The sequence below is a fragment of the Bradyrhizobium sp. JR3.5 genome, from assembly GCF_054057015.1.
This window is the reverse complement of the sequence record NZ_JBSRYV010000002.1, coordinates 2,493,348-2,515,830: the sequence shown is the minus strand read 5'-3', so window position 1 is coordinate 2,515,830 and position 22,483 is coordinate 2,493,348. Positions and strand designations below refer to the sequence as shown.

18 protein-coding genes and 4 pseudogenes are annotated in these 22,483 nt (G+C 64.5%); 16 read left to right on the top strand and 6 right to left on the bottom strand.

The features are described 5' to 3' along the window. Positions 1–169 precede the first annotated feature (169 nt). From pcaF to ACVWW1_RS28905, 7 genes are all read left to right on the top strand, one after another. A complete protein-coding gene (gene pcaF / locus ACVWW1_RS28935; protein ID WP_456658255.1) occupies positions 170–1,378 on the top strand; it encodes a 3-oxoadipyl-CoA thiolase in 1,209 nt (402 codons plus the stop codon). A gap of 106 nt (positions 1,379–1,484) precedes the next feature. Then, a complete protein-coding gene (gene pcaH, locus ACVWW1_RS28930; protein ID WP_456658254.1) occupies positions 1,485–2,186 on the top strand; it encodes a protocatechuate 3,4-dioxygenase subunit beta in 702 nt (233 codons plus the stop codon). Beyond that, the gene (gene pcaG / locus ACVWW1_RS28925; RefSeq protein WP_456658253.1) at positions 2,187–2,789 is read left to right on the top strand and encodes a protocatechuate 3,4-dioxygenase subunit alpha; all 603 of its coding nucleotides are present in this window, start codon (positions 2,187–2,189) and stop codon (positions 2,787–2,789) included. Positions 2,790–2,933: 144 nt separating this feature from the next. Continuing rightward, positions 2,934–3,257 (top strand): ArsR/SmtB family transcription factor, encoded by a 324-nt coding sequence (locus tag ACVWW1_RS28920; protein ID WP_207834457.1) that lies wholly within the window; start codon positions 2,934–2,936, stop codon positions 3,255–3,257. Positions 3,258–3,267: 10 nt separating this feature from the next. Beyond that, complete coding sequence (locus tag ACVWW1_RS28915) at positions 3,268–3,588, top strand: SRPBCC domain-containing protein (RefSeq protein WP_456658252.1); 321 nt, start codon at positions 3,268–3,270, stop codon at positions 3,586–3,588. 165 nt (positions 3,589–3,753) lie between these two features. Further along, positions 3,754–4,605: a shikimate dehydrogenase gene (locus tag ACVWW1_RS28910; protein ID WP_456658251.1), complete on the top strand. Its 852-nt coding sequence runs from the start codon at positions 3,754–3,756 to the stop codon at positions 4,603–4,605. Between the two features lie 15 nt (positions 4,606–4,620). Further along, positions 4,621–5,790 carry a Gfo/Idh/MocA family protein gene (locus ACVWW1_RS28905; RefSeq protein ID WP_456658250.1) on the top strand — a complete coding sequence of 390 codons (1,170 nt, stop codon included), beginning with the start codon at positions 4,621–4,623 and terminating at the stop codon, positions 5,788–5,790. 199 nt (positions 5,791–5,989) lie between these two features. Here ACVWW1_RS28905 and ACVWW1_RS28900 read toward each other — a convergent pair whose 3' ends face one another. The 4 genes from ACVWW1_RS28900 to ACVWW1_RS28885 all read right to left on the bottom strand — a co-directional run bounded on the left by ACVWW1_RS28900 (position 5,990) and on the right by ACVWW1_RS28885 (position 10,988). Then, on the bottom strand, positions 5,990–7,300 hold the full coding sequence (locus ACVWW1_RS28900) for an ABC transporter substrate-binding protein (protein ID WP_456658249.1): 1,311 nt from the start codon (positions 7,298–7,300) through the stop codon (positions 5,990–5,992). Between the two features lie 292 nt (positions 7,301–7,592). Beyond that, positions 7,593–9,149, bottom strand: coding sequence for an MDR family MFS transporter (locus ACVWW1_RS28895; RefSeq protein WP_456658248.1), 1,557 nt, complete (start codon positions 9,147–9,149; stop codon positions 7,593–7,595). A 191-nt stretch (positions 9,150–9,340) separates the two neighbouring features. Next, entirely contained in the window at positions 9,341–10,513 is a 1,173-nt protein-coding gene (locus tag ACVWW1_RS28890) for an HlyD family secretion protein (RefSeq protein ID WP_456658247.1), read from the bottom strand. Then, positions 10,506–10,988 (bottom strand): MarR family winged helix-turn-helix transcriptional regulator, encoded by a 483-nt coding sequence (locus ACVWW1_RS28885; protein WP_173640067.1) that lies wholly within the window; start codon positions 10,986–10,988, stop codon positions 10,506–10,508. Before ACVWW1_RS28885 ends, ACVWW1_RS28890 begins: the two co-directional genes overlap by 8 nt. 201 nt (positions 10,989–11,189) lie before the next feature. Here ACVWW1_RS28885 and ACVWW1_RS28880 point away from each other — a divergent pair, with 201 nt between their 5' ends. Both ACVWW1_RS28880 and ACVWW1_RS28875 read left to right on the top strand, forming a co-directional pair. Further along, positions 11,190–11,675, top strand: a complete 486-nt coding sequence (locus ACVWW1_RS28880) for a Fur family transcriptional regulator (protein ID WP_028338147.1) — start codon at positions 11,190–11,192, stop codon at positions 11,673–11,675. 170 nt (positions 11,676–11,845) lie between these two features. Then, the gene (locus ACVWW1_RS28875) at positions 11,846–12,802 is read left to right on the top strand and encodes a DMT family transporter (protein WP_456658246.1); all 957 of its coding nucleotides are present in this window, start codon (positions 11,846–11,848) and stop codon (positions 12,800–12,802) included. A gap of 101 nt (positions 12,803–12,903) precedes the next feature. Here the strand turns inward: ACVWW1_RS28875 and ACVWW1_RS28870 are convergent, their stop codons facing one another. After that, complete coding sequence (locus ACVWW1_RS28870) at positions 12,904–13,782, bottom strand: sulfurtransferase (RefSeq protein WP_456658245.1); 879 nt, start codon at positions 13,780–13,782, stop codon at positions 12,904–12,906. Positions 13,783–14,100: 318 nt separating this feature from the next. Between ACVWW1_RS28870 and ispG the strand changes: the two are divergent. Further along, positions 14,101–15,391: pseudogene (ispG, locus tag ACVWW1_RS28865) on the top strand (flavodoxin-dependent (E)-4-hydroxy-3-methylbut-2-enyl-diphosphate synthase). A 314-nt stretch (positions 15,392–15,705) separates the two neighbouring features. Here the strand turns inward: ispG and ACVWW1_RS28860 are convergent. Next, positions 15,706–16,746 (bottom strand): IS110 family RNA-guided transposase, encoded by a 1,041-nt coding sequence (locus ACVWW1_RS28860; RefSeq protein ID WP_456658207.1) that lies wholly within the window; start codon positions 16,744–16,746, stop codon positions 15,706–15,708. A 270-nt stretch (positions 16,747–17,016) separates the two neighbouring features. Here ACVWW1_RS28860 and ACVWW1_RS28855 point away from each other — a divergent pair. From ACVWW1_RS28855 to ACVWW1_RS28830, 6 genes and pseudogenes are all read left to right on the top strand, one after another. Further along, positions 17,017–17,911 (top strand): annotated as a pseudogene (locus ACVWW1_RS28855) (TauD/TfdA dioxygenase family protein). Between the two features lie 142 nt (positions 17,912–18,053). Then, entirely contained in the window at positions 18,054–18,590 is a 537-nt protein-coding gene (locus ACVWW1_RS28850; protein WP_456658244.1) for a hypothetical protein, read from the top strand. Between the two features lie 27 nt (positions 18,591–18,617). Next, positions 18,618–19,666, top strand: a pseudogene (locus tag ACVWW1_RS28845) (TAXI family TRAP transporter solute-binding subunit). Further along, entirely contained in the window at positions 19,663–20,286 is a 624-nt protein-coding gene (locus ACVWW1_RS28840) for a hypothetical protein (protein ID WP_456658243.1), read from the top strand. The pseudogene ACVWW1_RS28845 and the gene ACVWW1_RS28840 overlap by 4 nt, the downstream one beginning before the upstream one ends. Positions 20,287–20,376: 90 nt before the next feature. Continuing rightward, positions 20,377–20,926, top strand: a pseudogene (locus ACVWW1_RS28835) (DsrE family protein). A 180-nt stretch (positions 20,927–21,106) separates the two neighbouring features. Next, the gene (locus ACVWW1_RS28830) at positions 21,107–22,447 is read left to right on the top strand and encodes a Rieske 2Fe-2S domain-containing protein (RefSeq protein WP_456658242.1); all 1,341 of its coding nucleotides are present in this window, start codon (positions 21,107–21,109) and stop codon (positions 22,445–22,447) included. The last annotated feature ends 36 nt before the right edge of the window (positions 22,448–22,483 follow it).

Below are 22,483 nucleotides of genomic sequence, written 5' to 3'. Positions count from 1 at the left end.
AGGATGGGGTTTTCCACCCTCTCCACGGCTCGAAATATGACGAGGCCTCACGGGAACGCGCTGATGCCACGCAGCCACGTCAATTGACCTGCCGCGGGCACACTCCTAAAACTCACCTCAAGTTCCAGCCGATCCAGCGCCTAAGTCGCGGCATTCAGGGAGAGATTCAATGCGTGATGTGTTCATTTGCGATGCCGTCCGGACTCCGATCGGCCGTTTCGGCGGCTCGCTCGCCAAGGTGCGCGCCGACGATCTCGCGGCGGCCCCGATCAAGGCGCTGATGGCCAAGCACCCGACGCTCGACTGGAATCAGGTCGACGAGGTCTTTTTCGGCTGCGCCAACCAGGCCGGCGAGGACAACCGCAACGTCGCGCGCATGGCGCTCCTGCTCGCCGGCATGCCGGAATCGGTTCCCGGCCAGACCCTGAACCGGCTCTGCGCCTCCGGCCTCGATGCGGTCGGTGCCGCGGGCCGCGCGATCCGCGCCGGCGAGATCGATTTCGCGATCGCAGGCGGCGTCGAATCGATGACGCGCGCGCCGTTCGTGATGGGCAAGGCCGCGGAAGCCTTCTCACGCTCGTCCGAGATCTACGACACCACGATCGGCTGGCGCTTCATCAATCCCTTGATGAAGGCGCAGTACGGCGTCGATGCGATGCCGGAGACCGGCGAGAACGTCGCCGAGGAATTCCAGGTCTCGCGCGCCGATCAGGACGCGATGGCGATCCGCTCGCAGCAGCGCGCCGGTGCCGCGATCGCGTCGGGCTATTTCGCCGAGGAGATCGTGCCGATCCAGGTGCCCGGCGGCAAGGCCGGTCCCATCACGGTCGACAAGGACGAGCATCCGCGGCCGGAGACCACGCTCGAAGCTCTCGCCAAGCTGAAGCCGATCGTGCGCAATCCGGGCACGGTGACCGCGGGCAACGCGTCGGGTGTCAATGACGGTGCCGCCGCGATGATCCTCGCCTCCGAGCTAGCGGTGAAGAAGCACGGCCTGACCCCGCGCGCAAAGATCCTCGGTCTCGCCTCGGCCGCGGTGCCGCCGCGCATCATGGGCATCGGCCCGGTGCCCGCGACCAGGAAGCTGGTCGAGCGGCTCGGCATCAAGGTGTCGGACTTCGATCTGATCGAGCTCAACGAGGCCTTCGCCTCGCAGGGCATCGCATGCCTGCGCCAACTCGGCGTCAAGGAAGATGCCGATTTCGTCAATCCGCATGGCGGCGCGATCGCGCTCGGTCACCCGCTCGGCATGAGCGGCGCGCGGCTGGTGCTGACCGCCGTGCACGGCATGGAGAAGCGGGGCGGGAAGCTTGCCTTGGCAACTATGTGCGTCGGGGTCGGCCAAGGCGTCGCGGTCGCGATCGAAAAGCTGAATTAATCCAAATACCTGGAAGGGCTGAAAACAGCCCTTCCCCAATTTGGTTATGCATTATAATGATCTGATGTGAGCTCACCGGGCGCGTGGGCCGCGGAGGAAATTCGCCATGACCCTGTTGTATCCGCTGCAATCGCTTGCGGCCCATCCGGCGCGGCTGTCGCCGGACTATCGCTCCACCGTGAAGCGCTCGCCGCAGAAGCCGCTGATCCCGATGCGGCACACGCTCTCGGAATTGACCGGGCCGGTCTATGGCCATGAGACGGTGCGCGAGCACGACAACGATCTCACCATCCAGGCCAAGGGTGAGCCGCTCGGCGAGCGCATCATCGTGCACGGTCATGTGCGCGACGAGGACGGCCGCGGCGTGCCCAACACGCTGGTCGAACTGTGGCAGGCCAATGCCTGCGGCCGCTACATCCATGTCGTCGACCAGCATCCGGCGCCGCTCGATCCCAATTTCACCGGCGCCGGCCGCACCCAGAGCGATGACAAGGGTTATTACAAGTTCATCACCATCAAGCCCGGCGCCTACCCCTGGGGCAATCACCACAATGCGTGGCGGCCCGCGCATATCCACTTCTCGGTGTTCGGCCACTCCTTTATCTCGCGTCTGGTGACGCAGATGTATTTCCCCGGCGATCCGCTGTTTCCGTTCGATCCGATCTTCAACTCGGTGACGGATGAGAAGGCGCGGGCGCGGATGATCTCGTCGTTCGATCTCGAGAACACCAAGCCGGAATGGGCGCTGTGCTACCGCTTCGATATCGTGCTGCGCGGGTGCAACGCCACGCCGATGGAGACCAAGTAAGTGTCGAACCAGCGTCCTGATGGAATCACGCCCTCGCAGACCGTCGGTCCCTACTTCAAGTACGGCCTGACGCCGAACGGCGAATATGCGTGGAACGACGCCTTCAGCAACAATCTGCTAACGCCTGACGTCTCGGGCAAGCGCATCCGCGTCGAGGGCACCGTCTACGATGGCGACGGCGCCGTGATCCCGGACTGCATGCTGGAGATCTGGCAGGCCGACAGCCAGGGCCGCTTCTCCGATCCGCAGGATGCGCGCGCGCTGCCGAACTCCTCCTTCAAGGGTTTTGGCCGCTGTGGCACCGACAAGAGCGGTGGCTATGCGTTCGAAACCATCAAGCCAGGCGTGGTGCCTGACGCCGACGGCAAGCCGCAGGCGCCGCACATCGTGCTCGCGGTGTTCGCGCGCGGCATGCTGCTGCACCTCTACACCCGGATCTATTTCGACGACGAAGCCGGCAACGCCGGCGATCCTGTGCTCGCATTGGTGCCGGCCGATCGCCGCGCCACGCTGATTGCGAAACGCAAGGCCGGCGCGGGCAACACCTACACGTTCGACGTCCATCTGCAGGGCGACAACGAAACGGTGTTCTTCGACGTCTAGCCGCTGACCGCGCCCGGCGGCGCGCAAATCCAGCATGAAGGGACGACCCAAATCCGCTGCGCGCCCTCGCCGCAGCGGATTTCGCTTGACTATGCACAACCGGTTATATAGCAATTTAGTTATATAACTGAGATGAGGTCAAGCATGGCCAGCCTCGACGCCGCCTTCTCCGCGCTCGCCGACCCGACCCGCCGGGCGATCCTCGCGCGTCTCGCGCTGGGCGAGGCGACTGTGATGGAGCTGGTCGAGCCGTTCGAGATGACCCAGCCCGCGATCTCCCGCCATCTCAAGGTGCTCGAGGGCGCGGGCCTGATCGTCCGGCGCGTTGAAGGCACCAAGCGGCCGTGCCGGCTGGCGCCGACGGCGGTCGCCGAGATCGATCAATGGCTCGGCATGCTGCGGCGGGCGCTGGAAACCAACTACGACCGGCTGGACGGAGTGCTGGCCGCCATGAAGCCTGAGAAGTGAAGGGTATCCCATGAGCAAGTTGACGCTGAAGACCGAAGGCGACCGCTACATCGTTGTCACCAGGCGCTTCGTCGCGCCGCCCGAGGCGGTGTATCGCGCGCATACCGAGCCGGAGCTGCTGCAGAAGTGGCTGCTCGGCCCGGAAGGCTGGACCATGCCGGTCTGCGTCAGCGAGCTCAGGCCCGGCGGCAAGATTCGTTACGAATGGACCGACGGCAAGGGCGGCGGCTTTCATCTGACCGGCGAATATGTCGCGCTCGAACCGTTCAGCCGTATCGTGCATGTCGAGCGCATGCATCTGCCGGATGCGACGCCGGACAATCATGTCTAGACGCGGTTTGCGCCCGACGGCAGCGGCACCGTGATGACGATGCGGATGACCTTGCCGGATGCCGAGACGCGCGCGGCGATGCTCGCGACCGGCATGGAGCACGGCATGGAAGACAGCTATGCTCGGCTCGACCGCATGAGCTGAGTGCGACCGATGTGAGGGACAATGCGCGATCGTTTCCTGACCGGTCTGATTGGGTGTCCGATCGCGCATTCGGCGGCGCCTGCGATGCACGAGCAGGCCGCCGCCGTGCTCGGCGTTCGCGCTCACTACCAGCTCATCGAAGTGAAGGCCGCCGGGCGCGACGATCTGCGTGCGATGCTGGAGGGCGTCAGGCGGCTCGGCTTTGCCGGCGTCAACGTCACTTTTCCCTACAAGGAGGCGGTCATCGATCTGCTCGATGACCTCGCGCCGGATGCGCGCGCGATCGGCGCGGTCAACACCATCGTCGCCAGTGGCGCCCGGCTGATCGGACACAACACCGATGCGACGGGGTTTGCGCGTGCGATCGAACCGCTGCTTGCGTCAGCGCCGCGCGGTCCGATCGCGCTGATCGGTGCCGGCGGCGTCGGCAAGGCGATCGCCTTTGCGCTCGCCGGCCTCGGCGTCGCCGGGATCAGGATCTTCGACGCCGATGCCGCCAAGGCCGCGCAGCTTGCGGCCCAGCTGCGGGATCGCCACGCGGTCCACGCCACCAGCGTCGCGATCGCGGTGGACGGCGCCGTGGGCTTGGTCAATGCAACGCCGGTCGGCATGCTGCCGAGCCGCGAGACGCCGGTGCCGGATGCGCTGCTGCAACGCTCGATGTGGGTTGCCGACGCGGTCTACACGCCGCTCTGGACGCCGCTGCTGACAGCGGCCAAAGCCAAGGGCGCAAGCGTCCTGACCGGACGGGACCTCGCGATCAACGCCTCGGCCGATGCATTCAAGCTGTTCACGGGACTGGCACCGTCGCATGCGGCGATGGGAAATGCGTTCGACGCCGTGATGGCTGCACGCTACTCTCCGCCCGCTTGAAGGGCGGAGACATCAATGACAAAAATCAGGATCGGTCTGGCCGGCTGCGGCTTCGTGTCGGAGCTGCACATGGTCGCCTATCGGCGGGTCTATGGCGTCGATGTCGAGGTGAGGGCGGTGGCGGCGCGCGGCGCTCACGTGGTCGAGTTCGCGCGCAAGCACGAAATCCCGAACGCCTATCGCAGCTTCCCCGAGCTGGTCGCCGACGATGAGCTCGACGTCATCGACATCTGCACGCCGCCCAACCTTCATGCCGCGATGATCGTAGACGCGATGCAGGCCGGCAAGCACGTGATTTGCGAAAAACCGTTCAGCGGCTATTTCGGCCGCAAGGGTGACAAGCAACCGATCGGCAAGCATGTCCCGAAGGCGTTGATGTACCAGCGGGTGATGGCGGAGATGGAGCAGACCCGCGCCGCGATCGAGCGCAGCGGAAAGCTCTTCATGTATGCCGAGGACTGGGTCTACGCTCCGGCGGTGACCAAGACCGCCGAGATCATCCGCGCGACAGGCGACAAGATCCTGTTCATGAAGGGCGAGGAGAGCCATTCCGGCTCGCATGCCGCGCACGCCGCAGAGTGGGCGATGACCGGCGGCGGCTCACTGATCCGGATGGGCTGTCATCCGCTGTCGGCCGTGCTCTATCTCAAGCAGGTCGAGGCCCGCGCGCGCGGCGAGGCGATACACGTTGCCAGCGTCACCTGCGATGTCGGCAACGTCACCGCCGGTCTCAAGCCCGAGGAGCGCGGCTACATCAAGGCCAATCCGGTCGACGTCGAGGATTGGGGCACGCTGACCGCGACCTTCTCCGACGGCACCAAGGCGACGGTGTTCTCCGGCGACATGATCATGGGCGGCGTGCGCAATCTGATCGAGACCTACACGTCAGGCGGCTCGCTGTTCGCCAACATCACGCCGAACACGCACCTTGTGAGCTACCAGACCTCGGAGGAGAAGCTCGCCTCCGTGTACATCACCGAGAAGGTCGATCGCAAAACCGGCTGGCAATATGTCTGCCTCGAAGAGGAATGGACCCGCGGCTACCTGCAGGAGATCCAGGATTTCATGGAATGCGTCGCGACCGGCCGCGCACCGCTCGCCGGCCTTGCGCTGGCGTATGAGACGACGAAGGTGAATTACGCCGGCTATTGGGCCGCGGATGAGGGCAAGCGGGTGGTGCTGTAGGTGCGCGCGAAAAGCAGCATGATTGCTCTCGTCTCACGTGTGCATATGCCAGCCCCGTCATCCTGAGGTGCGAGCGGAGCGAGCCTCGAAGGATGAATCGGCCAGAGTGGGGCCGCGCATCCTTCGAGGCTCGCCGAAGAGGCTCGCACCTCAGGATGACGGGGCTGGTTCCCAACTCGCCCCAACAAACGCGCGAACGCTACGCCCCGTACACGGATCCCTTCGGCAGCGGAAACACCGGATCCTGCGTCCGGATGTTGGTGGGCCACACCACGGTGATGCGCTCGCCGGCGTTCTGCATCACGACAGGTGTCGAGCGCTCGTTCTGGCCGGACATCGGCGTGCCCGGCGGATAGAATTTTACGCCATAGCCCTGGATGGTGCCGCCCGGCGGGATGTCGACATCGAGCGCGGCCTTGCGGATCGCCTCGGGATCGAAGCCGCCATATTTCTCCTTGGCGACCGGCAGCACATTGTTGAGCAGCACCCAGGTCTGGTTGAAGCCCATCGAGCAGTGCGGCGGCACTTCGGTGGCGCTGGTCTTCTCGCGATACCGCGCGACCATCACCTTGGTGAGGTCGCCGACCCCCGGCGCCAGCTTGGCGGGATCGAGCAGCTGCGCCGGAACGGGATCGATGTTGCAGAAATTGTCGATGTCGGCGCCGAACGTCGTGCGCAGCTTGTCGAGCTGGCTATAGCCGGCGCCGGCGCCGAACAGCATCTTGAATTTCAGTCCGCTCTCGCGCGCCTGGCGCAGGAACAGCGTGATGTCGGGGTTGTAGCCGGCATGCGAGATGATGTCGGCCTTCGCGCGCTTCAATTTGGTCACCAGCACGGAGAGATCGGGGGCGGAGGCCGAATAGCCTTCCTTGAGCACGACCTGCAGCCCGGCTTCCTTCGCGAAGGTTTCGTCGGCGGCGGCGACGCCGACGCCGTAGGGACCGTCCTCATGGATCAGCGCGACCTTGACGTCTTTCGGCTCCATGCCGAGCCTGGCCTTGGCGTGTTCGGCGAGGAAGCCGCCGAAGGCCTGGCCGTACTGGTCGGAATGGATCTGCGCGCGGAACACGTATTGCAGGTTCTTGTCCTTGAATACGGCGGTCGAGACCGCGGTCGTGATCCAGAGGATCCGCTTCTGCTGCTCAACCTTGGCGGCGAGCGGCACCGCGTGCGAGCTCGCGAACACGCCGTTGAGGATATCGACCTTCTCCTGGTCGATCAGGCGATTGGCCTCGTTGATCGCGACATCAGGCTTGCTTTGGGAATCGACGTTGACCGGCGCGATCTTGTACTTGCCGCCGACGCCACCCTTCTCATTGACGAGATCGATCGCGATCTGCGTGCCGATCGAGGAGGCGACCGAGCCGCCGGCGGCAAACGGACCGGTCAGGTCGTAGATCACGCCGATCCGGACCGTTTCGGCCTGCGCCTGCGCGCGTGTCCAATCCAAGCTGAAAGCAGCGGCGGCAGCCGCTGAAGTCTTCAGCAGCGTCCTGCGTGAAGTCGGCATCGCGTCCTCCCCTGAAGCCGTCATTGCTGTGACGGTATTGCTTGTTTTCTAGCGAGTATTGGGAGGCGACCCCGGAAAGTCAACGCGCTTGCGGCTGCGGCGTCTTGCGCTTTCGGAGGGGGGCGCCGCATTGAAAAACTGTCGTCGCCCGGCTTGACCGGGCGACCCAGTATTCCAGAGGCTGCAGTGCTTGAGCCGATAAGCCGCGGCGCACTGGATCGCCCGGTCAAGCCGGGCGATGACATCAATCGCGCGGTTAGCGAGTGCGATCGAAGCGCAGGGACGCGAGGACCTACTCCATCACCGCGGCATGATCCGGCGGCGCCGACTGCGCGCGCAGCGTGGCCTTGGTCGAGCCGATCATCAGCGCGAGCGGGATCGAGACCAGGATGAACAGCATCACCAGCTGGTAGTCGTGCGAGAATGCGATGATCTGCGACTGCGCCGCCACCATCCTGTCGGCCATCGCGCGGCCGGCATCGGTGTTGAGGTTGATCATGCCGGCGACATCGGGCATCTGCAGCGCGTGGTTGAACGGATTGATCTGCTCCGACAGCTTTGCGTAGATCCGCCGCCCGCCTTCCGTAAGCTGCGCGATCACGATCGAGATGCCGATCGAGCTTGCGACGTTGCGGAACAGCGTCAGCATCGAGGTGCCGTCGGTACGCAGCTGGTTGGGCAGCGTCAGGAACGCCACCGTCGACAGCGGCACGAACACGAGGCCGAAGCCAAAGCCCTGGATCACGCTGACGACGATGATCTCGCTCGCCTGCGTCATGTCGGTCCAGCCGGTCATCTGGAACAGCGACGCCGCGGTCAGTGCCAGGCCGGAAATGATCAGCGTGCGCGCCTCGATGTAGCGCATCAGGCGGCCGACCAGCATCATCGCGACGAAGGTGCCGGCGCCGCGGGTCGCCAGCAACAGGCCGGCGGTGATGATCGGATAGCCGACCACGTTCTGCAGATACGGCGAGGACAGCGCCATGGTCGAATACAGCACGAGGCCCATCACCGTCATGAACACGACGCCGCCGAGGAAATTGCGGTCCTTGAAGATCGCGAACTGGATGAACGGCTTGTCGGTGGTCAGCGAATGGGCGAAGAAGAAATAGGCGCCGACCGCCGCCACAATGAACTCGATCATGATCTCGTTGGATTCCAGCCAGCCGAGCTGCTCGCCGCGGTCCAGCGCGAGTTGCAGCGCGCCGATCGCGACCGCGAGCGCGCCGAAGCCGAACCAGTCGAAGCGCAGCGCGTGGTCCTGCCTGGTCTCGTCCATGAAGATGATCAGGCCGAGCACCGTGACGAAGCCGAACGGCAGATTGACGAAGAACACCCAGTGCCAGGAATAGGTCTCGGTCAGCCAGGCACCGAGCGAGGGACCCATGATCGGACCCATCATCACGCCCATGCCCCAGATCGACATCGCCTTGGCGCGCTCATGCAGCGCGTAGGAATCGAGCATCACCGCTTGTGACAGCGGCACCAGCGCCGCGCCGAACACTCCCTGCAACAGGCGGAACAGCACCATCTGGTTGATGTCCTGCGCCAGGCCGCAGAACACCGAGGCAACGGTGAAGCCGGCCGAGCAGATGATGAAGATGCGCTTGCGGCCGAAGCGGTTGGCGATCCAGCCCACCGGCGCGGTCATGATCGCGGCCGCGACGATGTAGGAGGTCAGCACCCAGTTGATCTGGTCCTGCGAGGCCGACAGCGAACCCTGCATATAGGGCAGCGCGACGTTGGCGATCGTGGTGTCGAGCGCCTGCATGATCGTCGCGGTCATCGCGCAGATCGTCACCATGTTCCGGCGCATGCCGGGCACGGCGGATGGTGACGGTGCATTCATTCAGGTCGATCTCGCTTTGTCGAATGTGTCGGGGGTCACCTCTCCCGCTTGCGGGGGAGGTCGGCGCGTAGCGCCGGGTGGGGGCTCTCTCCGCAATGTGACTCGTGGAGAGAGCCCCCACCCCAGCCCTCCCCCGCAAGCGGGAGAGGGGGCGCACTGTCTCTGCGGTCGATTATCGACCGCATTTCATCCTACTCGTGGTCCGGATGCGCGGAGGCTGAGCCCAGTCCGAGCAGGCCGGCCAGCGTGCGGCGGTGGCTGGTGTCGATCGTCGCGTAGACGCTCATGCCGGCCTTCAGCTTCTTCACGAACGGATCGTTCTCGTCGAAGTAGATCCGCACCGGCACCCGCTGCACCACCTTGACGAAGTTGCCGGTGGCGTTTTGCGGCGGCAGGATCGCGAACTGCGCGCCGGTGCCGGGCGACAGCGAGCCGATCTTGCCCTTGAATTCATGGTTCGGGAACGCGTCGACGTCGAGCGTCACCGGCTGGCCGACCGCGACATAGGTGAAGTCGCTTTCCTTCGGATTGGCGTCGACCCAGGGATGGTCGACATCGATCACCGAGAACACCGGCGCGCCTGCGGCGACGAAGCGGCCGAGCTGGATCTGGTCGACCTGGGTCGCCACGCCGTCCATCGGCGCGCGCAGCACGGTGTGATCGAGATTGCGCTGGGCGTCGTCGAGCTTGGCCTTGGCCTGGGCGTAGGGCGGGAATCGCTCGATCGGCAAATCGACATCGCCGAGCAGCTGCGTCTTGGCGTTGGAGATCTGCTGCCTGATGTATTGCGCCAGGCTCTCGGCCGTGACCTGCGCATTCGCCGCGTTGTCGAGGTCGAGCTGCGAGCCGAAATTCTGCTTGGCGAGCGTCGATTTGCGATCGACGTCCTTCCTCTTCAATTCGATGCTCTGCTGGGCGAATTCGAGCATCCTGGTGTTGATCTTGATGTTCTCGACCAGATTGTCATAGGTGGTCCTGGTCTGGTCGAGCGCCGCCTTGGCCTGGTCGACCGCGAGGCGGAACGGCACCGGGTCGATCTCGAACAGCTCGTCGCCCTTCCTGACGTGCTGGCCTTCCTTCACGACGATCTTGTCGATCTTGCCGGAGATTTCCGGCGTGATCAGCACCTTCTGCGCGCCGACATAGGCGTCGTCGGTGCCGACATAGCGGCCGCCATTGAGATAGAACACGCCGCCGCCGATCACCGCCACGATCGGCAGCACGACGAGCAGCAGCACCCGGCGATAGCGCCGCAGGCCCGCCATCAGGCGGCGGCGCGGCGCGCGGCTCGCCTTGCCCGACGGCGCTGATACGCCCGGATTGCCCTTCTGTTCAGGGGCCAGCTTGAGGACGGGTTCAGCCATAGCGTTGTTCCTTTCGGGGGGGCTCGCCGGCTGGGTTTTGGATGGCATTGCGAACGTTTTCCTTGATCGATTCCAATTGAGTGAGCAGGCGGTGCGCGTCAGCGGGGCTGATGCCCTCGAGCGCGGTCGCGGTGAGTTCGGAGCGCAGACCGGCCAGCTTCCCGAGCAGCGGGCGCGCGGCCTTCTTCAGATAGAGGCGGTTGACGCGGCGATCGTTCTCGTCGCTGCGGCGCTCGATCCAGTCATTGTCGCAGAGCTTGTCGATCAGCCGCGTCAGGGTGATCGGCTGCATCTCGAGCAGCTCGGCGAGCTCGGTCTGCTTCAGCCCTTCCTGGCGCTCCACCTTCGACAGCACGGCCCATTGCGCACGCGTGATGCCGTAGCGCGCGGCCTCCTTGTCGGCATAGACGCGGATCAGCCGGAACAATTCGCCGAGCGTAAACATGAAGTTCGCGTCCACGGAACCGCGCATCAATCTTGCCTCCATAAGCTTGCAATATAATAAGCTTGCTTATGAATTCTGCATGCGAGGTTAATGGGAGGCTGCCCCGCATGGCGCACATGGCTGCAAGGCCGTGAGAGACTGGCTTCGGTACCGGGCTTGGGTATTGGGCTTCGATGATTGGGCCTGGGCCGGGCTATGGGAACGAGCGCGGAAATGCTACATATCCGGGCAATGAGCCTCGCCAAGCCGACGTTTCCTGCCCCCGACCACGATCACGGCCGCTGCGCCGCGGACGCGATGGCGCATGCCGAACAGGTGTGTGCGCGCCGCGGCCAGAAATTCACCCCGATCCGGCGTCAGGTGCTGCAGGCGCTGCTGTCGAGCCATCGGCCGCTCGGCGCCTATGAGGTGATCGACGAACTGGCCAAGACGATGCCGCGGCCGGCACCGATTACCGTCTATCGCGCGCTCGATTTCCTGATGGAGAACGGCCTCGTTCACCGCATCGAAAGCCGCAACGCCTTCCTCGCCTGTGCGCACGATCATGACGAGACCTCGATGGTGGCGTTCCTGATCTGCGACCATTGCGGCTCGGTCGGCGAAATCCCGGCCGCCCCGGTCGCGCAAAGCCTGACCGCCGCGGCGCGGGCCTCGGGCTTCATCCCAAAGCTCTCCGTGGTCGAGATCGCCGGCACCTGCGCGCATTGCCAGAAATGATTGAGGACGACTTATTCCGAGGTCTCTCCCCGTCATTGCGAGCGGAGCGAAGCAATCCATCTCCCCACTTGCTGAGGCATGGATTGCTTCGTCGCTCCGCTCCTCGCAATGACGGTTTAAATCGAGATTGAATCACAACAACACGGCAGCAAGCCGGCCCGCGAGGAAACATGTCGACCCAAGCGATCTCCGCCAGCGTCACGAGGCCCGTCAGCGTCGGCCACGGGCTGCCGCCCGGCGCCATCGCATTGATGCTGATGCTGTGCGTGAGCTGGGGCTTCAACCAGCTCGCGGTGAAGCTCGCGCTGCCCGATGTGCCGCCGATGCTGCAGGCGTTGATCCGTTCCTCCGGCGCGCTGCCGGTCATGCTGATCGTCGGCCGGCTGCGCGGCGTCAAGTTCTTCGAGCGCGACGGCACGCTGCTGCCGGGCGTGATCGCCGGGCTGATGTTCGGCTGCGAGTTCGTGCTGATCTTCACCGGGCTGGTCTTCACCTCGGCTTCGCGCGCCTCGGTCTTCCTCTACACCGCGCCGTTCTTCGTCGCGCTCGGCTCGCATCAGTTTCTCGGCGAGCGTCTCTCGACCGTGCAGTGGAGCGGGCTGGCGCTGAGCTTTGCCGGCGTCGCGCTCGCGATCGGCGTGCCGCAGCCGAATGTCGATGCCAAGGTGCTGCTCGGCGACCTCATGGTGGTCGGCGGCGGCGCGCTCTGGGCGGCGACCACGCTGGTCGCCAAGGGCACGCAGCTGCGCAAGGCCGCGCCGGAAAAGGCGCTCGGCTACCAGGTCGCGATCTCGATTCCGATTCTCGCGTTCGCTGCCTGGATCGCCGGCGAACGCATCGAGCACGTGCCGAGCGCGCTCTCGATCTCGTTGCTCGCCTATCAGGCGGTCTGGGTGGTGGGCTGCACTTTTGTCATTTGGTTTGCGATGGTGAAGACCTATTCGGCCAGCAAGCTCTCTGCCTTCACCTTCGTCACGCCGCTGTTCGGTGTGGTCGCGGCCTATTTCATCATGCACGACACGTTGACCCCGGTGTTCGGCGTCGCCGCGCTGCTGGTGATCGCCGGGCTTTATCTGGTCAACAAGCCCGACCCGAAGGTGACGCCGAATCCGAACGTTCCGGCGTGAGGGTTTGCTCGGGGATGTGTGCCTCGTCAGCGCGCCCGACATTCAGTGTCGTCCTGGCGAAAGCCAGGACGACGAAGGAGGGAGGCACTGCGCCTCGTTCGCTACCCCGTCTCGATCGGCAGCGCCGGATCCTTCGCCCATTCGCCCATCGAGCCGTCATAGAGCGTGAGATTGTCGTAGCCGAGCCGATGCAGCTGGAACAGGTCGATGGTCGCGGAGATGCCGCCGCCGCAATAGGCGATAACGCGCTTATCCTTGCTGATACCCTGCGCGGCGAAGGTTGCCTCCGCCTCCGCAAGCGGCACGAACGTCTTGCCCTTGGGATCGATCAAGATTGCCGCCGGCACGCTGACGCTGCCGGGGATGCGGCCCGGCCTGCCGTAACGGCTCGGCTCCAGTCCCTTGTAGAATTGCGGGCCGAGCGCATTGACGATCACGGTATCGCGCTCCGTGGTCGCGGCGAGCACGTCATGCTTGCCGACGAACATTCCGTCCTTCGGCCGCGTCGAGAATGTGGCCTGCGGATAGCCGCCGGCAAGCCCGGTCTCGATGTCGCGTCCCTCGGCGGCGGTCCATTTGTCGATGCCGCCGTCGAGCACCGCGGCGCCGTCAAAGCCGAGCGAATGCAGCATCCACCAGAACCGCGTCGCCCACATCGCCGTGCCGATCGAATAGAGCACCACGCGGCTGCCGGCCGAGATCCCATGCCGGCCGAAGGCGGCCTCGAGCTGGGCCGTCGGCGGCATCATGAAGCGCAGCTCGGTGCGGGGGTCGGAGAACTCGGCCTGCAAATCGAGGAAATTCGCGCCCGGGATGTGGCCGGCTTCGAACGTCTGGCGGCCCGAGACGACAATATACGGAACGCCGCTACCGGCCGGGGCCGGCTCCAGATAGGTCGTGCAGTCGAACAGGCGCAGTTCGGGGCGGGTCAGGATGTCGGCAAGTTCCGCCGTGGTGATCAGCTCGCTATGGCCGGCCATGTCGCGCTCTCCCGGAATGATCTTAAGGGGATGCTAGAGCATGATCCGAAAAAGTGGGTACCGGTTTTTCGGAAAGATCATGCTCAAACCGGAAGGAGTCCGCCAGGTCATATGAAAAGCTGTCACTTTGCCCTTTGATTCACCCCAATTCGGCCCAATATAGCTGTCCATGCAGGACGCCGCTGCATGGCTTGCCTTTGGCCTCAATCGGCGCCATAAGCTGTTGAATTCACTCCGAAACATGACCGTTTGGCCCGCCGTGCGCGCGGCCCTTCGCCCCCTTGGTGAATGTCACCGAAACCTGATATTCGAGACGCCATGAACAAGCCCGAGATTTTGCCGCAAGACGACATCGCCGGTCCCGCACCGCGGCACCACACCACGCAGGTCATGGTCGGCAACGTCGCCGTCGGCGGCGGCGCGCCGATCGTCGTGCAGTCGATGACCAACACCGACACCGCCGACATCGAGGGCACCATCGCCCAGGTCGCCGCGCTCTCCCGCGCCGGCTCCGAGATGGTGCGCATCACCGTCGACCGCGAGGAAGCCGCCGCCGCCGTGCCGCACATCCGCGACGGCCTGCGCAAGCTGGGCATCACCACGCCCCTGATCGGCGACTTCCACTATATCGGCCACAAGCTGCTCGCCGAGTATCCGGCCTGCGCCGAGGCGCTCGACAAGTACCGCATCAATCCCGGCAATGTCGGCTTCAAGAACAAGCGCGACACCCAGTTCGCCGACATCATCGAGATCGCCAACAAGAACAACAAGCCGGTGCGTATCGGCGCCAATTGGGGCTCGCTCGACCAGGAGCTGCTCACCAAGCTGATGGACGAGAACACGGCCTCGGCCAATCCGCGCGATGCCCGCGCGGTGACCCGCGAGGCGATGGTGCAGTCGGCGTTGCTGTCGGCGGCCCGCGCCCAAGAGCTCGGCATGCCCAAGAACAGGATCATCCTGTCGGCGAAGGTGTCGGCCGTGCAGGATCTGATCGCGGTCTATCAGGAAGTCGTGCGCCGCTCGGACTACGCGATCCATCTCGGCCTCACCGAGGCCGGCATGGGCTCGAAGGGCATTGTCGCCTCCCTCGGCCGCGCTCGGCATCCTCCTGCAGCAGGGTATCGGAGACACCATCCGCATCTCGCTGACGCCGGAGCCCGGCGGCGACCGCACGCTCGAAGTGCAGGTCGCGCAGGAATTGCTGCAGACCATGGGCTTCCGCACCTTCGTGCCGCTGGTTGCGGCCTGCCCGGGCTGCGGCCGCACCACCTCGACCACGTTCCAGGAGCTGGCGCGCTCGATCCAGGATTTCATCCGCGACGAGATGCCGGCCTGGAAGACCAAATATCCGGGCGTCGAAGAGCTCAACGTCGCGGTCATGGGCTGCATCGTCAACGGCCCCGGCGAATCCAAGCACGCCAATATCGGCATCTCGCTGCCCGGCACCGGCGAAGCGCCGGCCGCACCGGTCTTCGTCGACGGCAAGAAGTTCCGCACCCTGCGCGGTCCGGGCATCGCCGCCGACTTCAAGGCGCTGGTGATCGACTATATCGACCAGCGTTACGGCAGAGGCGCCAAGCTGCCGGAGCCGGCCGGCGCCGCGGAGTAGTTTCACTCCGCGCGTGACCCACGCGCAATTGTCGTCCCGGCGAAGGCCGGGACCCATATGTGGACGGCCCCCGTGGCACAAGAGCTTTCTGGGATTGATCGGATCGCTTGCATCCATATGTCCGGCCTGTTGAGTGCGATCGAATGGATCGCTGGCCAAGATGGTTTGCGCGATGCGAGTTCCAAACAACCACGCGACCTGTTGACGGCCGATGGGTCCCACGGATTGTCTCGCATCGTTGCTCGATCGATCGCTCCATCTGCTCTTGCAGCTCCGGGTCGGCTGACGAGCGAGCCCGCCAGCCGGCCAATCTGTTAAGCGGTACCCGTCGTCGCGGCATTCAGCCGTGCGGCGTCATAACTCTCACCCGTCACCATCAGCTTCCAGACGATGCGCGCCACCTTGTTGGCGAGCGCTACGGCCGCAAGCTTCGGCGGCTTACGCTTGATCAGCGCCAGCAGCCAGCGCGAGTGATGACCGCGCCCCCGCCTGGCCTGCTGGATCACCGCCGTGGCCCCGACGACCAGCAGACGGCGCAGGTCCTCATCGCCCGCCCGGGTAATCTTGCCGAGCCTGGTCTTGCCTGCGGTGGAATGGTCCTTGGGTGTCAATCCCAGCCAAGCCGCAAAGTGACGACCGGAGCGGAACGCGCCCGGATCAGGTGTCTTCATCACCAGCATCGTTGCAATGATCGGACCGACCGAGGGGATCTGAGCCAGGCGCCGGCCCGTGGCATCGCCGCGGTGCCAGGCCATCAGCCTGGCCTCAACCACCTCCAACTCGCCCTCGAGCCTGACGCACTCCCGGCCCAGCACGACAAACAGCTCGCGCGCCAGAGCGGGAAGCGTCTCGTCCTGCGCGATCCGCGCCAGCAGTGGTTCGATCGCCTCCAGTCCCTTGGGCGCGATCAGGCCATACTCCGCCGCATGGCCGCGGATCGTGTTGGTCAATTGGGTGCGCCGGGCGATCAGTCCGTCGCGGACCCCCATCAGCATCAGCGCAGCCTGCTGCTCGGCCGTCTTCACCGGCACAAAGCGCATGCTCGGCCGGCTCATCGCCTCACACAGGCCTTCTGCATCACGCCCGTCATTCTTGTTCCGCATCACGTAGGGCTTCACCAATTGCGGCGCCATCAGCTTCACCTCATGGCCCAGCCTGGAAAGCTCGCGCGCCCAATATTGCGACGCCCCGCAGGCCTCCATCCCGATCACCGTCGGCGGAAGCTTGGCAAAAAACTCAAGCACCTGCTTGCGCGACAGCTTCTTGCGCAACACCGGCTGTTCCGCCGCGTCAACTCCATGCAGCACAAAAATATGCTTCGACGTATCCATCCCAATACGGATAATCTCTCTCACGGACGGTCTCCTTGTCTGAGATTTACAACAACCTCATTCTGGCACACTGATGCCGTAGGGGGCCGTCCACACCATCAACCACAGGCGGTGGTTATGGCGCGAGATGTGGGTTGCAGTTTTCGCAAAACCCGATCCTGTGGTTACGGGTCCCGGATCTGCGCTCCGCTTCGCTGCGCTTGTCCGGGACGACGGATATGCTTGCGGCGCGGATTGCGCTCCGCTCCATCCGGGCTACGATGCTCCCAATCAAGAACCATCGGGAGAACGCCCATGAACTCGCTGTCCGGCAAGCAGGGTCCGCGCTACCGCCACCTCGCCGACCAATCCGAGCCCTATGAGACCATCGGCGTCGAGAAGCTGACGCCGATCATCGGCGCGGAAATCTCCGGCGTCGATATTGGCAGACTAGTTGGCGACGATGCGCGCTCCAACCGGCAGATGGACGAGATCCATCGCGCGCTCGCCGAAAACCTCGTCATCTTCTTCCGCGATCAGCACATCAGCCCCGACCAGCATCTCGCCTTCGGCCGCAAGTTCGGCGAGCTGCATGTGCACCCGGCCGCGCCGAACGAGGGCGATCCGGCGCTGATGAAGATCTATGCCGACAAGGATTCACCGCGCGCCAATGGCGAAGGCTGGCACACCGACGTGTCCTGCGACCTCGAGCCGCCGATGGGCTCGATCCTCTACATCAAGCAATGCCCGCCGCGCGGCGGCGACACGCTGTTCGCCAACATGTACGCGGCCTATGAGGCGCTGTCGGACCGCATGAAGGCCTATCTCGACGGGCTGACCGCGCTGCATGACGGCGAGCAGACTTACCGTGGCCTGTACGCCAATTACGGCGTCGCCGACAAACGGGAATATCCGCGCGCCGAGCATCCGGTGGTCCGCACCCATCCGGTAACGGGAAAGAAGTCGCTCTACGTCAATCGCGGCTTCACCCGCTTCATTGTCGGCATCCCACGCGACGAGAGCGATGCCATGCTGGCCTATCTCTACCAGCATGCAGAGAACCCGCTGTTCCAGTGCCGTTTCCGCTGGACCGAGAACGCGATCGCGTTCTGGGACAATCGCTGCGCCCAGCACCGCGCGATGTGGGACTACTGGCCGCACACCCCGCTCCGGCACCCGCGTGACCGTGAAGGGCGAGCGGCCGGTGTGAGGACAGCGCCGGCCTTGCGCCGTCGCGCCGGCCGCGGCTGAGCTCGATGCTTCAGCCTGGCCCAAGGCGGTGAGGTTAACAGGGGTAATCCTTGCGGGTCATAGTATCCGTGAGCCGGTGAGCCCTATGATGCCGCATCAGAATGGGCGATATCACCATGCGGCAGGTGATACTGGATGCGCGCAGACATGAGAGCATCGTCATTCGCGCCGATGGGAACTCAGCTTGTGAACGTGCCGGCTCGCGTGTCAGATCGGATCGAGCGCCATTTGCTCCGAGGACGATGCGCCGGGTGGCGCCGCTATGGTTCGCTGCAACCCTCGCGCTGACATGTCTTTCGGATGTGCCGGGTTCCGGCGGCGCCGCGCACGCGCAGTCCCATGGCAGCGCCGGCAATTGCCTGCAACCGGCACAAGCCAAGACGAGCGCTGCGGTTAACGCTGCTCCAGCCAAACAAGCGCCAAGCGCGGACGCGCTCGTCCGCGAACTCGCGACGGCGCGGCGAGATATTGAATTGCTGCAGCACTCGACCCGGGGAACGTATGGAACGCGCGGCCATGCGACCAAGGCCTGCGATCCCTACGCGAAGGCTGAGGCCGAGTGGAATCAAGGAGGCAAGGGCGCGATTCGAGGCGCTGCATTGATCGAACGATCCTTGCAGCAAGGACGATCGTGCTGACGGGATGTCGTGCAAAGGAGTTGCTCGATGAATAGATCTACCGGATTGCGTCCGCTGTTCCTGCTTGCGACCCTGGTGTCGTTGCTCGTGGTGCCGCAGCCGCCCGCGGCGGATGCGCGGCCGCAACATGGTCAGCCCCACAAGGCTCGCCTGATCCGAGCCGAACCGCCCCAACCCAGGCCCGAGGTACTGGCCATGAATGCCTGGACCGTGGGCCTCGCCGGCGGCCTGCTCGAGGGCGCGCCGATACGCCTCGCCGCGGAGATGGCCCGCGTGGTCGATGACGGCGACAATCTGCACGTTCTGCCCGTCGTGACGCGAGGGCCCGTGGAGAATCTGAACTCGCTACTGTATCTGCGCGGCATCGACGCGGCGATCATTAATTCCGACGCACTGGAGGAATACAAGAGCCAGGTGCCGGACATCCAGAGACGGATCACCTACGTCCTGAATCTGTTTCCGTCCGAGCTGCATATCTTCGTGCGGCCGGAGATTCAGAGTCTGGCCGACCTCGCCGGCAAGAAGGTGAACTTCAACAGCCAAGGTACCGCCGCGGCCTATTCGGGTCCGCTGATTTTCAGTCGCCTCGGCATCGAGATCGAGAAAACGTTCATTCCGCACCAGATCGCGCTCGAGCAGATGCGGAAGGGCGACATGGCGGCCGTCGTCTTCATTACCTCGAAGCCGGTCGATGCCTTTGTGAAAGGCCGATTCGAAACGGGGTTCAAGTTCCTGCCGGTCCCGTATGACAGCAAGTTCGAGGACTATTATCTGCCCGGGCAGCGCTCGATGCCGCCGATTACCCAAATCTGATCAAGCCGGGTGATCGCGTGGCCACGATCGCCGTGCCGACCGCTCTCGTCGCCTTTAATTGGCCGGCCAACACCAACCGGTTTGAGCGTGTTGCGCGTTTCGTCGATCATCTGTTCTCGCGTATCGACAAGCTGCAGGGACCCGGCTTCGACCCGAAGTGGAAATCGATCAATCTCGGAGCGACCGTGCCCGGTCTCGCGCGCTTCCCTGCCGCGCAGGCGTGGCTCGACCGTCAGTCGGCGACGGCACGGGCATCGCGATGACCAGGATCACCGCCCCGCTTCTTGCGGCAATCGCCGTCGTCAACGGCGTTGCCCTGGCGCAGGGGGTGGAAGATCCCATGGCACAGCTTCGGGCCTGTTCTCAGCTGCAACGTGAAGCGCGTCTGGAGTGCCTCGACAAGCTGTCGCGCGCCACTGCGCCGGCCCGCCGCGAAGCGTCGAGAGCCGACAACTGGACGGTCAGCGAGACGACGTCTCCGGTCGATTATTCACCGATCGCCACTGCAACGACGTCCGATTCGGTCGATTCGTCCATGAAGCTGTCGATCCGGTGTCGCGGCGGGCGGACCGAATTGTCCTTCGTGGGGCCCGCGATCTCCGGCCGGGGCGACGGCTATGTGATCTCCTACCGCATCAACGACGGTCGGCCTGTGCAGGTCGCTGCCACCGTGCCGGCGGCTGGTTCCGGCGTCGCCGTCGCGGGCGATGCCGTTCGCTTGTTGCAATCGCTTCCCGACAACGCGGTCCTTGCTGTCCACCTCTCACCCGGTACCGGGGCTGCCCATGATGCAACATTCTCGCTCGCGGGCCTGGACGCGATACGAGCGAGGATGGCTGCGACCTGCAAATGGCCGCTCGCTGTCGCAAGGCCCGGCAATTGAAAAAGTGTGTTCGCCGTTTTTTCGAGATGGAGATCCCTAATGTGCAATCTTGAGTCTGTTGCGAAATTTGTTGCGATGGCTGCCATCGCTATGCTGGCTTCCACGTCCTTGGCGGTGGCCGAGCAAAGTGGGAAGTACTGGGTGCCGACTGCGCAGTCCACGACTGCCCCGGCGAGCAACGCCCGGAAATCTGAAACGCCGCGATCCGCCGCCGAAATGCGCAAGCGCGCGGCACTTGCGCGCATGCACGATCCGGCGGCGCCGAAAGGGAAGGAGCATCATCTGGTCCTGCAGGTGAACAGCAATGATCCTGCCGCCATGAATCTCACGCTCAACAACGCAACGAACGTGGCCGAGTATTACAAGGGCCTTGGCGAAAAGGTGAAGATCGAGGTGGTCACGTTCGGCCCGGGCCTGCACATGCTCCGCGAGGATACGTCGCCGGTGAAGGCTCGCATCGAGGAAATGGCCCTCAGTTCACCCGAGGTGTCGTTCAAGGCCTGCGGCAACACCCAGGAGAAGATGCAGAAGGCCGAGAACAAGTCGATCCCGATCATCAAGCAGGCGGAAGTCGTGAAGTCCCGGCGTCGTGCGCGTGATGGAACTGCAGGAGAAGGGATGGGCCTACGTGAAGCCGTGAGCTCGAGGGCCAGCTTGCCTTGAACCCCTTTGCGCGGGCGCGGACGGGCCGGCGTAGAGAATGGGTGTAAATCCATCAGCGCGCGGGACAGGGCTGCCGGCCGCGCAGCCAATCGCATTGACGCCGCGCATCGGCTACGCCAAGCTCCGGGAAAATCAAAAACAACTCCCGGGGAACGCCATGCTCCGCGCCGAAGACAACAAATTCCTCACCGAATCCGGTGCTGGAACGGGAATGGGCGAATTGCTGCGCCGGTTCTGGATTCCGGTGCTGCTGTCGGAAGAGCTGCCGGAGCCGGACGGCGACCCGAAGAAGATCGTGGTCATGGGCGAGGAGCTGCTCGCCTTCCGCGACTCGAGGGGCGTGGTCGGCGTCATCGATCAGTATTGTCCGCACCGCGGCGCCAATCTCTGGCTCGGCCGCAACGAAGAATGCGGCATCCGCTGCGTCTATCACGGCTGGAAGTTCGACACCGACGGCCGCTGCGTCGACATGCCGACCTCCTATCCTGACCTCAACGCCAAGGACCTGATCCGCATCAAGTCCTATCCGGTGCGCGAATGGGGCGAGATGATCTGGGCCTATATGGGCCCCGCCGAGGTGATGCCCGAATTGCCGGCGCTGGAGATGGCGCTGCTGCCGGCCTCGCATCGCTTCGTCACCAAGAAGTGGCAGGACTGCAACTGGGTGCAGGCGGTGGAAGGCTCGATCGACACCGCACATTTCACCTTCGCGCATCTCTCCTTCGAGAAGGAGGAGAACGAGATCCTCGACATCAAGAAGCATTTCGTCAACCCGCTGACGCGGGTCGCGACCGACCACATGCGCTGGATCGCCGAGGATCCGCGGCCGGTGATCAAGATCAATCCGCATGAGGCCGGCCTGACGGTCGCGGGCGGACGGCTGACCGGCGGCGACAACATCTACTGGCGCATCGCCCAGTTCCTGATGCCGTTCCACAGCTATGCGCCGAGCTCGATGCCGGGCGAGAACATGTTCGGCCAGACCTTCGTGCCGGTCAGCGACACCAATTGCTGGATCTACACCTACGCCTGGAATCCGCACCGGCCGCTGACCGATGCCGAACGCGACGGTTATGCCAATGGCAACGGCGTGATGGCTGTCGTCGACGAGAACTACATGCCACTGCGCAACAAGGCAAACGACTATCTGATCGACCGACAACTGCAGCGAACCAAGAGCTACACCGGGATCAGGGGCGTCTCCGAGCAGGACGCCGCGGTGCAGGACAGCCAGGGCCCGATCGCCGACCGCACCCGCGAGCATCTCGGCCCGACCGATCTCGGCATCATGCATTTCCGCAAGCTGGTGATGGAGGCGGCCCGCGCGCTGCAAAAGGGCGAGGCGCCGCCGCACGCGACGCACCAGGATCGCTACACGGTACGCTCCGGCGCCTGTGTCACCAGCAAGACCAAGGATCTCACGGCCGTGATGATCGAGCGGTTCGGCGATCCGGCGGGCTTCGTCGGCGGTCCCGGGCAGAACGCGGCGGCGGAGTAGGGATACTGTCGTCCCTGCGGAAGCAGGGACCCATAT

What these genes read in the sequence shown, in the direction of transcription:
- pcaF (WP_456658255.1), top strand. Translation starts at nt 170, where the DNA reads ATGCGTGATGTGTTCATTTGCGATGCCGTCCGGACTCCGATCGGCCGT.
- pcaH (WP_456658254.1), top strand. Translation starts at nt 1,485, where the DNA reads ATGACCCTGTTGTATCCGCTGCAATCGCTTGCGGCCCATCCGGCGCGG.
- ACVWW1_RS28920 (WP_207834457.1), top strand. Translation starts at nt 2,934, where the DNA reads ATGGCCAGCCTCGACGCCGCCTTCTCCGCGCTCGCCGACCCGACCCGC.
- ACVWW1_RS28915 (WP_456658252.1), top strand. Translation starts at nt 3,268, where the DNA reads ATGAGCAAGTTGACGCTGAAGACCGAAGGCGACCGCTACATCGTTGTC.
- ACVWW1_RS28910 (WP_456658251.1), top strand. Translation starts at nt 3,754, where the DNA reads ATGCGCGATCGTTTCCTGACCGGTCTGATTGGGTGTCCGATCGCGCAT.
- ACVWW1_RS28905 (WP_456658250.1), top strand. Translation starts at nt 4,621, where the DNA reads ATGACAAAAATCAGGATCGGTCTGGCCGGCTGCGGCTTCGTGTCGGAG.
- ACVWW1_RS28900 (WP_456658249.1), bottom strand. Translation starts at nt 7,300, where the DNA reads ATGCCGACTTCACGCAGGACGCTGCTGAAGACTTCAGCGGCTGCCGCC.
- ACVWW1_RS28895 (WP_456658248.1), bottom strand. Translation starts at nt 9,149, where the DNA reads ATGAATGCACCGTCACCATCCGCCGTGCCCGGCATGCGCCGGAACATG.
- ACVWW1_RS28890 (WP_456658247.1), bottom strand. Translation starts at nt 10,513, where the DNA reads ATGGCTGAACCCGTCCTCAAGCTGGCCCCTGAACAGAAGGGCAATCCG.
- ACVWW1_RS28880 (WP_028338147.1), top strand. Translation starts at nt 11,190, where the DNA reads ATGAGCCTCGCCAAGCCGACGTTTCCTGCCCCCGACCACGATCACGGC.
- ACVWW1_RS28875 (WP_456658246.1), top strand. Translation starts at nt 11,846, where the DNA reads ATGTCGACCCAAGCGATCTCCGCCAGCGTCACGAGGCCCGTCAGCGTC.
- ACVWW1_RS28870 (WP_456658245.1), bottom strand. Translation starts at nt 13,782, where the DNA reads ATGGCCGGCCATAGCGAGCTGATCACCACGGCGGAACTTGCCGACATC.
- ACVWW1_RS28850 (WP_456658244.1), top strand. Translation starts at nt 18,054, where the DNA reads ATGGGCGATATCACCATGCGGCAGGTGATACTGGATGCGCGCAGACAT.
- ACVWW1_RS28840 (WP_456658243.1), top strand. Translation starts at nt 19,663, where the DNA reads ATGACCAGGATCACCGCCCCGCTTCTTGCGGCAATCGCCGTCGTCAAC.
- ACVWW1_RS28830 (WP_456658242.1), top strand. Translation starts at nt 21,107, where the DNA reads ATGCTCCGCGCCGAAGACAACAAATTCCTCACCGAATCCGGTGCTGGA.